Source organism: Peteryoungia desertarenae (genome assembly GCF_005860795.2).
GTDB lineage: Bacteria > Pseudomonadota > Alphaproteobacteria > Rhizobiales > Rhizobiaceae > Allorhizobium > Allorhizobium desertarenae.
Window position 1 is genome coordinate 1 of the sequence record NZ_CP058351.1, and the last position, 13390, is coordinate 13390.

12 protein-coding genes are annotated in these 13390 nt (G+C 59.8%); 5 read left to right on the forward strand and 7 right to left on the reverse strand.

Translation table 11 applies throughout. From position 1 onward, the window contains the following. The first annotated feature begins 63 nt into the window (after positions 1-63). Positions 64-498 (forward strand): GFA family protein, encoded by a 435-nt coding sequence (locus tag FE840_RS17440; protein ID WP_138287564.1) that lies wholly within the window; start codon positions 64-66, stop codon positions 496-498. Positions 499-555: 57 nt separating this feature from the next. Here the strand turns inward: FE840_RS17440 and FE840_RS17445 are convergent, their stop codons facing one another. The 5 genes from FE840_RS17445 to FE840_RS17465 all read right to left on the reverse strand — a co-directional run bounded on the left by FE840_RS17445 (position 556) and on the right by FE840_RS17465 (position 6012). Beyond that, positions 556-1686 (reverse strand): ABC transporter ATP-binding protein, encoded by a 1131-nt coding sequence (locus tag FE840_RS17445; RefSeq protein ID WP_138287563.1) that lies wholly within the window; start codon positions 1684-1686, stop codon positions 556-558. A gap of 106 nt (positions 1687-1792) precedes the next feature. After that, on the reverse strand, positions 1793-3016 hold the full coding sequence (locus tag FE840_RS17450) for an ABC transporter substrate-binding protein (RefSeq protein WP_138287562.1): 1224 nt from the start codon (positions 3014-3016) through the stop codon (positions 1793-1795). 63 nt (positions 3017-3079) lie between these two features. Further along, the gene (locus FE840_RS17455) at positions 3080-3940 is read right to left on the reverse strand and encodes a carbohydrate ABC transporter permease (RefSeq protein WP_138287561.1); all 861 of its coding nucleotides are present in this window, start codon (positions 3938-3940) and stop codon (positions 3080-3082) included. Continuing rightward, complete coding sequence (locus FE840_RS17460) at positions 3937-4821, reverse strand: carbohydrate ABC transporter permease (protein ID WP_138287560.1); 885 nt, start codon at positions 4819-4821, stop codon at positions 3937-3939. The genes FE840_RS17455 and FE840_RS17460 overlap by 4 nt, the downstream gene beginning before the upstream one ends. A 9-nt stretch (positions 4822-4830) precedes the next feature. Next, complete coding sequence (locus FE840_RS17465) at positions 4831-6012, reverse strand: Gfo/Idh/MocA family protein (protein ID WP_138287559.1); 1182 nt, start codon at positions 6010-6012, stop codon at positions 4831-4833. A gap of 483 nt (positions 6013-6495) precedes the next feature. On the opposite strand from FE840_RS17465, the gene FE840_RS17470 reads away from it, so the two are divergent. Genes FE840_RS17470 through FE840_RS17485 form a run of 4 tightly spaced genes read left to right on the forward strand, consistent with a single transcriptional unit; the run spans position 6496 to position 10410 of the window. Then, on the forward strand, positions 6496-7263 hold the full coding sequence (locus tag FE840_RS17470) for a GntR family transcriptional regulator (protein WP_138287558.1): 768 nt from the start codon (positions 6496-6498) through the stop codon (positions 7261-7263). 11 nt (positions 7264-7274) lie between these two features. After that, positions 7275-8297, forward strand: coding sequence for an SIS domain-containing protein (locus FE840_RS17475; protein WP_138287557.1), 1023 nt, complete (start codon positions 7275-7277; stop codon positions 8295-8297). Continuing rightward, on the forward strand, positions 8294-9478 hold the full coding sequence (nagA, locus tag FE840_RS17480) for an N-acetylglucosamine-6-phosphate deacetylase (protein ID WP_138287556.1): 1185 nt from the start codon (positions 8294-8296) through the stop codon (positions 9476-9478). Before FE840_RS17475 ends, nagA begins: the two co-directional genes overlap by 4 nt. Continuing rightward, positions 9475-10410 carry an ROK family protein gene (locus FE840_RS17485; protein ID WP_138287555.1) on the forward strand — a complete coding sequence of 312 codons (936 nt, stop codon included), beginning with the start codon at positions 9475-9477 and terminating at the stop codon, positions 10408-10410. The genes nagA and FE840_RS17485 overlap by 4 nt, the downstream gene beginning before the upstream one ends. A gap of 521 nt (positions 10411-10931) precedes the next feature. Here FE840_RS17485 and FE840_RS17490 read toward each other — a convergent pair. Further along, entirely contained in the window at positions 10932-12563 is a 1632-nt protein-coding gene (locus FE840_RS17490) for an ABC transporter ATP-binding protein (RefSeq protein ID WP_138287554.1), read from the reverse strand. Continuing rightward, positions 12560-13387 (reverse strand): ABC transporter permease, encoded by an 828-nt coding sequence (locus FE840_RS17495; RefSeq protein WP_138287553.1) that lies wholly within the window; start codon positions 13385-13387, stop codon positions 12560-12562. The genes FE840_RS17490 and FE840_RS17495 overlap by 4 nt, the downstream gene beginning before the upstream one ends. Between the last annotated feature and the right edge of the window lie 3 nt (positions 13388-13390).

Here is a 13390-nt window from a genome sequence, read left to right on the forward strand (position 1 = left end):
ATTCGCTCGGCAGCTTAAGGCTGCCCCATTGCCAAATCCCTAGCCCCAGGAGGAAGGGCAATCATGACTGGGCACAAGCAATTGCAGGGTCAGCACCGGCTACGGGGCGGCTGCATGTGCGGCACCGTCACCTACGAGGTCGCCGATCGCTTCCTCTATGCGATCAACTGCCACTGCTCGAAATGCCGCCGCACCACCGGATCGGCCTTCAAGCCGATCGCCGGCATTGCAGTCGAGGATTTTGCTCTCACGACAGGCGCAGACGCGATGTTCCGCCATGGAGACCCTGAAGGCAGCCATGACATGCACTGCCGCACCTGCGGTTCCCTCATCTATTCCTGGATTGCCGAGAACGGCAGCGTGAAAGTCCATGTGCCCATGGGAACGCTTATCGACCCGCCCTCGATGAAACCCTCGATGCACATCTTCGTCGGCTCGAAGGCACCATGGTACGAGATCCTCGACGATCTGCCGCAGTTTGACGGCTTTCCGGGTTGAATGCCACGCAAAAAGGGTCCGCCCGAAGGCGGACCAGAGATCCCCGGGAGGAGCGGGTTATTCGGCAGCCGTGACGGATGCCGGAAGGTCAAGATTCTGCCAGTCGATCCGCCTTTCGAGCGCCTCGCCATTCTGGTCAAACAGATGGCAATCCGATGTCATGATACCGGTAACCATGGGCTCATCGGCGCGCACGGGCGCTGAGCCTGGAAGGAGCGCACAATAGGGTTCGCCGTTTGGCAGGGACGCATAAGCAATCGTATTGACGCCAAGTCTTTCCACCACTCCGGGCTTGACCGTGATATTGATATCGCCCGCCATCAGCCGTGTGTGCTCCGGACGGATACCCAAGGTCAGTTGCTGACCCATAAGGCCCGGTTTTGGCTTGACCGGGATGGTCGCCGACTGGCCCTCATAGGTGATCATGACGCCGCGCTCGTCGACACCGACACAATTGACCGGGACGAAGTTCATCTTCGGATTACCGATGAAACCGGCAACGAACGTGTTTTGCGGCTTGTGATAAAGCTCAAGAGGCGCTCCCACCTGGGCAATGTTGCCAGCATTGAGCACGACGATGCGATCCGCCATGGTCATGGCCTCGATCTGGTCGTGGGTCACATAGATCATGGTCGCAGCCAAATCGCGATGAAGCTTGGTCAACTCGATCCGCATGTCTGCACGCAGTGCTGCATCGAGATTGGACAAAGGCTCGTCGAAAAGGAAAATCTTTGGCTCTCGCACGATTGCGCGCCCAATGGCCACCCGCTGACGCTGGCCGCCCGACAACATGCCAGGACGTTGCTGCAGACGCTGGTCCAGCTGGAGGATGGCAGCAACCGCTTCAACCTTTTCGCGGATTCTGGCCTCGGGCAGTTTTTCGACCCGAAGCGGAAAGGCAATGTTCTCAAAAACAGACATATGCGGATAAAGCGCATAGGACTGAAAGACCATTGCAATGCCGCGTTCAACCGGGGGCTTGTCATTGACGCGGTCGCCATCGATCACGATATCGCCGGAGGTCGTCGCGTCCAGCCCGGCAATCATCCGCAACAGGGTTGACTTGCCGCAACCGGACGGGCCGACAAAGACCACGAACTCGCCATCATTGACCTCAAGGCTGACGCCTTTGATGACCTCGAAGTGCCCGTAGGACTTGCGTACCTGTTTCAGAAATAGCTGACCCACTACCCTCAGTCTCCAAATGCCAAGCGCAGTTGCGCCGGCCCATTCCTATCCCATCCGGTCCGCAGACCGAGAAAGCTCGGTCTGCGGCATTCACAAGCTTCCGGAATTACTTGTACTGCTCGAGCTCGCCGGCAGCCTTCTTCAGGGCATCGGCCGGTTCGGCCTTGCCGGTGACAACCGACTGGACCATTTCGATCATGACGTTCTGGAAGCCCTTGTAGTCGGTGAAGAGAGGTTCGGGACCACCAAATTCGATGCCATCGATGAATGGCTTCCAATAGGGAGCTCCGGCAACCATCGCATCCACGGCCGGTGACGGACGCAAGGGAGTCAGACCCGCACTGCCGCCGCCTTCATAGGCCTCCTGCACTTCCGGCGAGGTGATGTATTTGGCAAATTCGATTGCCTTTTCCTCGACACCGGAGCCGCTGAAGATTGCGAGGCTGTCGGTGATCAGCAAGGTGCCCTTGCCCTTGGCATCAGGACCCACGGGCAGGTCCGCAACACCCCAGTCGATCTGGGTATCGGCAAGGCGGAAGGCAGCCCCCACCGAAGCCTGGATCATGCCGACCTTGCCGTCGAGGAAAATGGCGCGGATCTCGTTCTGCTCATAGGCGGTCGCACCCTCCACAGAATAGGGCGTGATGTCCTTGTAGGCCTGAAGGGCCGCCAGAACCTGCGGGCTGTCGATTACGATGTTGCCGTCGGCATCGATGACCTTGCCGTCATTGGTATAGACCCAATGCATGAACTGGTGCATCGTGTTGTCGAAGGTTTTGGCCGGCAGACCATAGCCGGCAATTCCGGTCTTCTCCTTGATCTGCTTTGCCATCGCGATGGTTTCAGCCCAGGTCTTCGGCGGAACTTCGGGGTCAAGACCGGCCTGCTTGAAGAGATCCTTGTTCCAGTACTGCGCCTTGGTGGAAAACGCGATCGGAACGCCCCACTGCGTACCGTCAAAGGTCACTGTGTCGACGATATTGGGATAATAGGCGGCCTTTTCCTCATCGGTCATCGGAACAGGCACAATCAGCTCGTTCTGGGCGAATTCCTTCAGCGTTCGCGAACCGACATAGGCCATGGCAACAGGTGTGCCGGCAACGGCAAGCGTGGTGGCCTTATCCTGGCACTGGGCCCAGCCTACGACTTCAGGGACAACTTTCCAGCCGGAATTCTGGCTTTCCCATTCGGCAATATATTTGACATGCGCAGGATCGATGGAGTCACCGCAATAGATCCAGCTGATCTCCTGGTCGGCGGCAAAAGTCGTCAGCGCGGAGCTGGCGAGCAGGACGAATGAGCCTGCAAGTGTGGTCAGAGTTCTTGTCATCTGTGGTTCCCCTTGTTTGACAGGTTGATGCGGACGGTTGACCCGAATTTCTTATTGGCAGCGTTATTTCAGCGCTCCGGCCGTCAGGCCGGATACGAGATATCGCTGCAGGAAAAAGATCACGATCATGGCTGGTGCGATCCCGACGAAGCTCGCCGCCATCAGCTCGTTCCAGATGACCTCCTGGCGACCGAAATAGGCATAGAGGCCAATCGGAAGCGGCATGTATTCGGTCTTGGAATTGAAAGTGAGCGCAAAGATGAATTGCTGGGCATAGGCGCCGATGAAGGTCATGATGGCGACAACGGCAATGCCAGGCGTCGCAAGTGGCAGGACCACACGGCGGAAGGTGTAGAAATAGCCGGCACCATCGACATAGGCCGCCTCTTCCAGCTCGCGCGGGATGCGCATCATATAGGTGCGCAGGAGCCAGATAGCCGATGGGATAAGAAAGGCGACGCCCGGCACGATCATGGCGAAATAGGTGTTCAGCACGCCAAGCGAGCGCATCAACCGAAACAGCGGGATCAGCAGAACGGCGCCGGAAAACATGTTGACGGCAAGGAAGGCTGCCAGGAGTTGGCCACGTCCCCTGAACTCGAAGCGGGCAAAGGCATAGGATGCCGGGACCACGAGGATCAGCACCACGATGGTCGCCACAGAGGAAATGAAGAAGGAATTGAAGATGTAGCGACCAAAGCCCGGCACGCTCTCCCACATCGTCCAATAGGCGTCGAAGGAGCCATTCTCCGGCCAGAAGCGATAGGGCGAGGAGAACAGCTGGCTGAGCGGCTTCAGCGAGACGAGGAAGCCCTCGACAAATGGCGCCAGCACGAAGGTCAGGAAGACGGCAATGCCGCAATAGATGCCGACAACCTCATACCACTTGTAGCGATTGATCAGCGCTGTCTTGTCATAGCTCATCGCGCATGCTCCTGGGCCAGCCGGCTGGTGATACGGAAATAGGCAAAGCAGAAGATCGACAGGAAGATGCAGATCAGCACGGCGCGCGCTGCCCCTTCACCGTATTTCTTTGAGCCGATTGCCGTCTTGTAGGTGTCGATGATCATGGTGGTCGTCTCACCGCTCGGTCCGCCCTGGGTGAGGATCCAGATGATGTCGAAGGAGTTGAATGTCGCGATCAGCGACAGCATCGACATGGTGATCATGGCCGGCATGATCAGCGGCAAGGTAATCCGCCGGAAGCGATAGAAGCGACCGGCACCATCTGTCCATGCGGCCTCATAGAGATCCTGCGGCACGGCCTGCATGGCAGCCAGCATGTAGAGCGTGACCATGGGAACACCGATCCAGACATCTGTGAAGATCGTTGCCCAGAAGGCGGTTGAACCATAGGCGAGGAAAGCCACCGGCCCATCGACTATACCCGTCCGCTGCAGGACACCCGAAATCATCCCGAATTGACCGTTATACATCCAGCCCCACATGAAGATGCCGATCGCCATCGGCACGATCCAGGGCGGCATGGTCAGAATGCGAAAGAGCGTTCGGCCCGGCACCGCAGCATTGAGCATCACGGCACCGAATGTTCCGATGATCATCTTGATTGCCACGGAGAAGAAGGTCCAGACAAAGGTCCGGACGATCACTTCGTCGAAATTGTCGCCAAAGATCTTCTCGTAATTGGCCCAGCCGACCCAGTTCGTCGTCCGCCGCAAGGAGGCATCCGTGAACGAGAGGATGAAGGTGTCCACCAGCGGATAGGCAACGATCACCGCAATATAGGCAACAGCCGGGGCAACAAGCAGCCAGGCAAAGATGATGGCACTGGTTCGCGCTTGCATCTTCACCTCCTAGGCCGAACGGAGCCGGTTCCTGTCGGATGATCCGGCCAGGCAGGCATCAAATTGGTCAAAGACCGGCTTCAGATCGACGACCTTGCGCCCAAGCCTTGCCTCGTCCATGGCAAGCGCCAGGATGCCGGCTTCCAGCGCATCGATGGCAGAGACCGGCTGCTTCGCACCCCTCTCAACGAAGGCGATCACGTCTTCAGCCATCTGCTCGTCGGCACCATAATGCTGCGACAGCGCGGACGGCGCCTTGTAGGTATTGGCAATGACCTTTTCGTTGGTGCGCGCGTCATGCACATCCATGAAGCCACGCACGAAGTCGCCTTCCGCCATGCCCTTGGAGCCGATCACGCAGAAACGGCGAAACTCGTCGGGGACGTTAAGATTGGTATGGAAGGTCATCGACACGCCGTTCTCGTATTCGACGATCGCGGTCTGGTAGTCGATGATATCGCCATCGCTGTCGAACACCTTGTCGGAGCCCTGCCAGCCGCTCGGCTTGCGGTGATAGACGTTGAGATCGTTGATGCCTTCGGCTTCCGGCGCGTTTTCCGGCACGAAGCTCTTGCGACCGCCGAAGCTTGCGACAAAGCGCGGGCGGGCGCCGACCACGCCATTGTATAGATCGAGGTCGTGGCAGCACTTTTCCAGCATGAAGCCACCGGCATAACGGCCATAACGGCGCCAGTCGCGCATGAAGAAGGCACCGTGATAGGGCTGGATATGCTCGGACGCCTCGATCGAGACGACATTGCCGAGCCGACCCTCTGCCTGCGCCTTGCGCAGATCGCGATAGAGCGGGGAATAACGCAGCACCAGGCCTACCAGCAGGCGGTCATGGCCGTGGGTATTGAGAAGAGAGGCCAATGCATAGCTATCCTCGATGCTGGTGACGATCGGCTTTTCGGTGAACACGGTCAGCCCCGCCTCGAGACCGATGCGGATATGATCGAGATGCAGATGATTGGGCGACCCGATCATCAGAAGGTCGAAAGTCTCGGATGCAATCAGGGCTTCGGGCGTTTCATAGGCCTTGCCCGGAGAGATGCCATGCTCATTCAGTGTCGCCATGCCGGCCGGAGCCGGATCGACATAGCCGACGATCTCGAAACTCGGGTCGATCTCCTTGAACACCCGACCCAGATATCCAAGACGGAATCCGAGTCCGATAATCGCGACCTTCATGATGCCTTCCCCTGCTTTCGTAATTATTTTTCGCAGACTGCGTCAATTTTCCGAGATCGTCAACACGAGAAGCAAAAATCCCCGAGTTGATGAAAATGGTTTTCACAATCCATCCGCAAGATTGAAAAATGAGCGCTCCACCCACCAAACCTGGCACCACCAGGCTCTACACAAGCCCTGGCGACCGGGATGAAACTTGGGCGTCTTTCCAATCGTTAATTTAAGATACCAAAACTAGTCCAATCGTAAAGCTGGATATGTCCAAATTAGGCGAAAACCGCGCAAAATCCTGTTTTCATGATGAAATTTCTTCATCCACATAGGAGTAGGAGCACCCACAGCGAAACCATTTGCGAAATAGGTTTCTGGTTGGTATTGTTTTCGCAAAGATCACCAAGGGGTTGGATCCATGCGGACAGAGAGAACGGACAGCGCGACCGCGATCCGCTTGCGATGCGCCCGACACCGGGGCAGAGGAAGCGCATGAGCACATCTCTTCCCCTCGAACAGCTGCAGTCCGTCCGCGGCGGACCGCTTTACGTTAAGCTCCGCAAAATGATCGAGGACGCGGTCGCCTCAGGTCGCCTGAAACACGGTGATGCCTTGCCGGCAGAGCGCGATATCGCGGAAACAGCAGACATAAGCCGCGTCACCGTGCGCAAGGCGATCGATGAACTGGTCGCCGAAGGCCTTCTCGTTCGGCGACGTGGATCTGGCACCTTTGTCGTCAAACCCGTTCAGCGTATGCAGCAGCCGCTGAGCCAGTTGACCTCCTTCACCGAGGACATGCGTCGGCGTGGCATGGTTGCGGGTTCCCGCTGGCTGGGCCGCGGCCTGTTTTACCCGACGGCAGAGGAAACCATGATGCTCGGCCTCGGCGGCGGCGCACGTGTCGCCCGCCTGGACCGTCTGAGAACCGCCAACGACATGCCGATCGCGCTGGAACGGACCAGTCTGCCGGACGATCTGCTGCCGGACCCGGATAAGATCGAGGACTCCCTCTATCTCTGCCTGTTGGATGCCAGCATCCGGCCTGTGCGCGCCAACCAGCGCATCTCGGCCGTGCTGTTGAAGGACGAGGAAACCAAGCTGCTCGGCGTGCCGCCTGGCTCGGCAGCCCTCTCCGTTCAGCGCATTGCCTATCTCGAAACCGGCCGCGTGATGGAAATGTCGCGCGCGCTCTATCGCAGCGACGCCTATGACCTGGTCGCCGAACTCGGCATCGGCTCGCCCATGAAGCCTCAAGACTGAAAGTTTGATCGATGACCACCAAAATGCGTGAGGAGATCAACGAGATCCCCGCAGCAGCCGCCCGATTGCTCGGCACGTCGAGAACCGTCATTGCCGAGGCGGCAAATGCCTTGCGTGACAAGGATCCGGGCGTCGTTGTCACCATTGCCCGTGGCTCGTCCGACCATGCGGCGCATTTCCTGAAATATGCAATCGAGCTGCAGATGGGCCTGCCGGTCGCCTCGCTCGGACCCTCGCTCGCATCGATCTACGAGACCCCGATGAAGCTCGGCAAGGCCGCAGCATTCGCCGTCTCCCAATCCGGCGCAAGTCCCGACATCGTCGCCATGGCCAGAGGCGCCCGCAACGGCGGCGCAACCACGGTGAGCCTCGTCAACACCCTGCCCTCGCCGCTCGCCGAGGCGGCGACCTTCGCTATCGACATCAAGGCTGGCCCCGAGATCGCCGTCGCCGCCACAAAGTCCTTCGTCAATTCCATCGTGGCAGGCCTCGCCATCCTCGCAAGCTGGAGCCGCGACGAGGCGTTGACCCACGCCGTCGACGCCCTTCCCGAACACTTCGACAAGGCACTTGCGCTGGACTGGAGCGCCCTGCTTGAACCGCTGAAGTCGGCCGAGTCGCTCTACATGCTGGGTCGAGGCCCAGCACTCGCCATCGCCGCCGAAGCCGCGCTCAAATGCAAGGAGACCTGCGAACTGCACGCGGAGGCCTATTCCTCCGCCGAGGTCCTGCATGGTCCGGTTTCGATCGTCGGCCGTAACTTCCCCGTCGTCGCCTTTGCCGCCCGCGACAAGGCGGAAGCCTCGATCGCCGGCACCGTCTCGAAACTCGCGGCCAGCAACGCCACCTGCTTCATCACCTCAGATCAGGCAACGGCCGGTCATAAACTGCCCTTCATCGCGACGGGACATCCGATCACGGATGCGCTGGCGCTGATCGTTCCCTATTATGGCTTCATCGAATCCCTCTCCCGTGCCCGTGGCTTCAATCCCGACAAGCCGGTCGCACTGAAGAAAGTCACCGAGACCCAATGAGCCAAGCCTTCGCCATTACAGCAAGCCGCATCTTCGACGGGCACCGGTTCCACGAGGACGCGGCGCTCCTGGTCGAAAGCGGCCGGGTCAAGGCCATCTTGCGCAAGGCCGACCTTCCTGCCGGTATCCTGCGGCAGGAAGCCGGCGATGCGCTGATTGCCCCTGGCTTCATCGACCTGCAGGTGAATGGCGGCGGCGGCGTGCTGTTCAACAACGATCCGACGGTCACCGGCATCCGCACGATCTGCGAGGCCCATGCGCGTTATGGCACGACGGCCCTGATGGTCACGCTGATCACCGATGCGCCCGAGATCAAGCGCGAAGCGATTGCGGCAGGCGAGGCCGCTGCCAAGGCTGGCGAACCGGGCTATCTCGGCCTGCATCTCGAGGGACCACACCTCTCGATCGCTCGCAAGGGTACCCATGATCCGGCCCTGATCCGCCCGATGAGCGAGACCGATCTCGATTATCTCGTCGAGCAGGCAGGGCGCTTCGGCATCCCGATGATCACGGTCGCGCCGGAAAGCGTCACCCCGGAACAGGTCAAGCACCTGGTGGAGGCCGGCTACCGCGTCAGCCTTGGCCATACCGACACAACTTGTGCCGGCGTCGAGGCCTATGTCGAAGCCGGGGCCACACTCGTCACCCATCTCTTCAACGCCATGAGCCCGCTCGGCAACCGGGAGCCCGGCCTCGTCGGCGCTGCTCTCACCTCGCCGATCCTCCATTGCGGCCTGATCGCCGACGGCTTCCATGTCGATCCGGTGACCATGAAGATCGCGCTCGCCGCCAAGACCGGCCCCGCCCACATCTTTCTCGTCACCGACGCCATGTCGACCATTGGCTCTGATGAGACAAGCTTCGACCTGAACGGTCGGACTGTCTACCGCCGTGACGGTCGCCTGACGCTGGCTGACGGAACACTGGCCGGCGCCGACATCGACATGCTCTCCTGCGCTCGCTACGTGCACGAGAAACTAGACCAGCCATTGGAAGAGGCGCTGCGCATGGCATCGCTCTATCCCGCAGAAGCCATTGGCGCCCAGACCAAGGGAAGCCTGACCGAAGGCCAGGATGCCGATTTCGTCGTGCTCGGTCCGGATCTCGACATCCACTCGACTTGGATCGCAGGGAACTGCGTGTTCGCGGCGGGCACCGAACCGAGCAGAGCCTTCGCATGATCGTCTGTTTCGATATCGGCGGCACGGCGATCAAGGGTGCGCTTGCGACGAGCCCGGAAGACATCCGCCCCTTCCCGCGCCAACCGACCCCGATCCGCGATTTCGGTGCTTTCGTCGCCACACTGGCCTCCACCATAACCGAGGCCGAAGCCATCGCCGGTGAACGCCCCGCCTGTATCGCGATCTCGATTGCCGGCGTCATCGATCCCGACACGACCAATGCCGTTGTCGCCAATATCCCCTGCATCAACGGTCGGCCGCTGCAGGCCGAGCTCGAAGCCGCCCTCGGCCTGCCGGTTATCGTCGCCAATGATGCCGATTGTTTTGTCCTTGCCGAAGCAGGCATCGGTGCAGCCAAGGGCCACAGGGTCGTATTCGGTGTCATTCTTGGTACCGGGGTGGGTGGTGGCCTTGTGGTCGACGGCAAACTGATCAACCGGGACGGCGGCTTTGCTGGCGAGTGGGGCCATGGGCCGGTGCAGGCCACCGAAGCTGGTCAGCCGCCAATTCGCCTGCCCCGCTTTCAATGTGGCTGCGGCCAGGTTGGTTGCCTCGACGCTGTTTGTAGCGCCAGGGGCATGGAGAAGCTCCACCGGGAACTTCATGGGGAAAGCCGCACCAGTGAAGATATCCTTCAGGCCTGGCAAAATGGTGAAACCGCGCCCGCGCGTACGGTTGATGTCTATATCGATGTTCTGACAGGCCCGCTCTCACTCGTCGTCAACGTTACCGGGACGACCATGCTCCCCGTCGGCGGTGGTTTGTCGAATGTACCAGCCCTGATCTCGGCGATCGATCGGGCACTCCGGACAAAGATCCTGCGCAAGTTCGATCGTCCAATCGTGGTTCCGGCGGGCTGCCGGGTGGAGCCCGGACTGATCGGGGCCGCACTTCTGGGTCTGGATTATGCCTCAGGGCTTAAGGGCAAGTGACCTGGAACGCGACATGATGGAGATCGGTGCCGGCCATAGCCAGAAAAGGTCGGGGCGCAGAGTGGCGGTCATCACGTTTCACCAGCTATGCTGGTGCGCAGAACGATAGAATCCGGCATGAAAGCCGGAACACGATACAACCGTCGTTCTGCGGAGCCATGCAATCCCTTGCCCGTCAGTTGTTGCGCGCAACGACGACGGGGCCGGATCGAAGGGTGCTTGGCGATGAGCGAGAACCTCATATCACCTCCTTCGCAAAAGAGGAGAAGGCCTTTTCAAGGCTGACACTCCGCCTTCAGCTTGACAACCTATCTCCGAAACCTCTCGATCTCGACACGCTCGGGCTTCATCTGCCCGTGACCCGGAAACGCCGGCGCCCGGACCAAACCGTGTTCCCTGCCACACCGGCAGCAGGCCGGACGAAACCAGAATGTTCTGACTGCAGTTGTGAGGACCTTTCCGATCGGTCCCCATCACCCGTCAAGCCTTGACTGACGACGAACGGACACCGCGAGGACATGTCAATGGGTCGCCTCCTCGCGTCCGTTGATCCATTCTTTGCCTGGTACGGCGTTGAGCAGTGTCTGCGTATACTGATGTTGCGGATTGGCAAAGATGGATGCCGTCTCGCCTTGTTCGACGATCTCTCCCCTTTGAAGAATGGCGATCTGCTCACATACAGTTGCCGCAACACGCAGATCATGGGTGATGAACAACATGGAGAGACCAAAGGACTTGCGCAGATGATCGAGCAATTCAAGCACCTGTTTCTGGACCGATACATCAAGGGCGGAGACCGGCTCATCCGCCACCACCAGCTTCGGCTTGGTGGCCAGTGCACGTGCAATGCAAATCCGCTGTCGCTGACCGCCTGAGAACTCATGCGGATAGCGTTCAGCAGCTTCGCGCTTCAAGCCCACCAGTTCCAGGAGATTGCGGGCTTCTTCCATCGCCTGCTCCCTCGACGTGCCCCAGATCACCGGCCCCATCGAGATGATGTCGCCGACTTTCTGGCGTGGATTGAGCGAGGCATAAGGGTCCTGGAAGATCATCTGCACGTCGCGCCGGAAGGGCCGCAACTGTTTGCGGGTCAGCCCGGAAATGCGGTTGCCATCCAGGATGATCTCGCCACCATCGGGCTGCTCCAGTGAGATGATGCAGCGGGCGAGCGTGGACTTGCCCGAGCCGCTTTCGCCGACCAGAGCCAGCGAGGACTGGCGCGGGATCGACAGGTTGACCTTCTGCACCGCCTTGACCGTTCTGACCCTGCCACCAAAGAGGCCCGCAGCCGTGGTGTAGGTCTTTTCCAGGTCACGAATGATCAGCAATGGATCAGCACCCTGCTTTTCGCTGAGCCGCGGCTTCAACCCGGGTACAGCCGCCACCAAGGCCTGCGTATAGGGATCCTTTGGCCTTTTCAGCACTTCGTCCGCCGAACCGAGCTCAAGAACCTTGCCATGGCGCATGACGGCCACCCGGTCGGCGATTTCGGCGACCACGCCGAAGTCATGGGTGATGAACAGGACCGAAGTGGCGTGCTTGCGCTGCAATTCCTTGATCAGATGGAGGATCTGGGCCTGGGTTGTGACATCGAGCGCCGTGGTTGGCTCATCGGCGATGATCAGGGCCGGTTCAAGTGCAAGCGCCATGGCGATCACCACGCGCTGTCTCTGGCCGCCGGACAGCTGATGCGGATAGCTGTCTATAATCCGCTGCGGATCGGGCAGATGCACGTCGTTGATCAGATCCTCGACACGCTTGCGCCGCTCCTGCACCGAAAGATTGGTGTGGATTTCGAGAACCTCGTCGATCTGGCGTCCGACCTTCATCAGAGGATTGAGCGCCGTCATCGGTTCCTGGAAGATCATGGCGATGCGACCACCACGAATGGCCCGCATATCGTCTTCGGACAGGTGCAGAAGATCGCGGCCTTCGAACATGATGCGCCCGGCACTTGCCCTGACATGGGGGGCCGGCAAGAGCCCCATGATGGACTTGCCCATCATGGATTTGCCCGAACCGCTTTCACCGACGATGCAGAGGATTTCACCGGGTTCGACGGTCAGTGACACATCGGAAACGGCATGACGGCGGTCAGACCAGGATGGAAGCGAAACCTCAAGGTTTTCAATCAGGAGAACAGGATTTGTCATAGGTCAGCAAGCCTCGGGTTCAGCGCATCGTTCAGGCCTTCGCCGACCAGATTGATCGACAGGACGGTGAGCAGGATGGCAACGCCTGGAACCGTGACCAGCCACCAGGCGTCTCTGAGGAAGGAGCGACCGGCACCGATCATGAAGCCCCAGCTCATCTGGTTGGGAGCACCGAGCCCGAGGAATGAGAGCGCGCTTTCAACGAGAATGGCAGTCGCCACCAGAAGCGACCCTGTCACGATCAGCGGCGAGAGCGTGTTCGGCAAGATCTGGGTCAACAGCACCGCCCCGTCCTTCTGACCGGCAACGATGGCTGCCTGTACGAATTCACGGGAGCGGACGGTCAGCACCTCGGCCCGCACCACGCGGGTAATGGGCGGCCAGCTGACCACAGCAATCGCGATCACCAGGTTCATGGCGGACGGCGAGAGAATGGCAATCAGCACGATCGCGAAGAGAAAGGACGGGATCGTCTGGAAGAACTCGGTGAGCCGCATCAGGATGTCGTCGACCAGACCGCCATAATAGCCGGCCAGGGCACCGACCAGCGTGCCGAAAGCAACGGCAGCAAGTGTCGAAATCACCGCAATCAGCAGCGTTGTGCGGGCACCGTGCAAAAGCGCGGTGAAGACATCGCGGCCAAGGCTGTCGGTCCCCAGCAGAAAGGCGGAACCGGGGATTTCGAAGGGTTTGCCGACAATCGCAAAGGGATCACCGGGGCGGATGAATTCGGCAAAGACGGCGACGAAAAGGACGATACCCAGCCAGGCAAGACCAATGGCCACGCGCGGATTGCCGAGAAAGCGGGAGGAGAATGATTTCATGGT

Excerpts from the sequence above, each read along its gene's own strand:
- nagA (WP_138287556.1), top strand. The coding sequence starts at position 8,294 with ATGAGCCAAGCCTTCGCCATTACAGCAAGCCGCATCTTCGACGGGCAC.
- FE840_RS17450 (WP_138287562.1), bottom strand. The coding sequence starts at position 3,016 with ATGACAAGAACTCTGACCACACTTGCAGGCTCATTCGTCCTGCTCGCC.
- FE840_RS17495 (WP_138287553.1), bottom strand. The coding sequence starts at position 13,387 with ATGAAATCATTCTCCTCCCGCTTTCTCGGCAATCCGCGCGTGGCCATT.
- FE840_RS17460 (WP_138287560.1), bottom strand. The coding sequence starts at position 4,821 with ATGCAAGCGCGAACCAGTGCCATCATCTTTGCCTGGCTGCTTGTTGCC.
- FE840_RS17485 (WP_138287555.1), top strand. The coding sequence starts at position 9,475 with ATGATCGTCTGTTTCGATATCGGCGGCACGGCGATCAAGGGTGCGCTT.
- FE840_RS17470 (WP_138287558.1), top strand. The coding sequence starts at position 6,496 with ATGAGCACATCTCTTCCCCTCGAACAGCTGCAGTCCGTCCGCGGCGGA.
- FE840_RS17490 (WP_138287554.1), bottom strand. The coding sequence starts at position 12,563 with ATGACAAATCCTGTTCTCCTGATTGAAAACCTTGAGGTTTCGCTTCCA.
- FE840_RS17440 (WP_138287564.1), top strand. The coding sequence starts at position 64 with ATGACTGGGCACAAGCAATTGCAGGGTCAGCACCGGCTACGGGGCGGC.
- FE840_RS17465 (WP_138287559.1), bottom strand. The coding sequence starts at position 6,012 with ATGAAGGTCGCGATTATCGGACTCGGATTCCGTCTTGGATATCTGGGT.
- FE840_RS17455 (WP_138287561.1), bottom strand. The coding sequence starts at position 3,940 with ATGAGCTATGACAAGACAGCGCTGATCAATCGCTACAAGTGGTATGAG.
- FE840_RS17475 (WP_138287557.1), top strand. The coding sequence starts at position 7,275 with ATGACCACCAAAATGCGTGAGGAGATCAACGAGATCCCCGCAGCAGCC.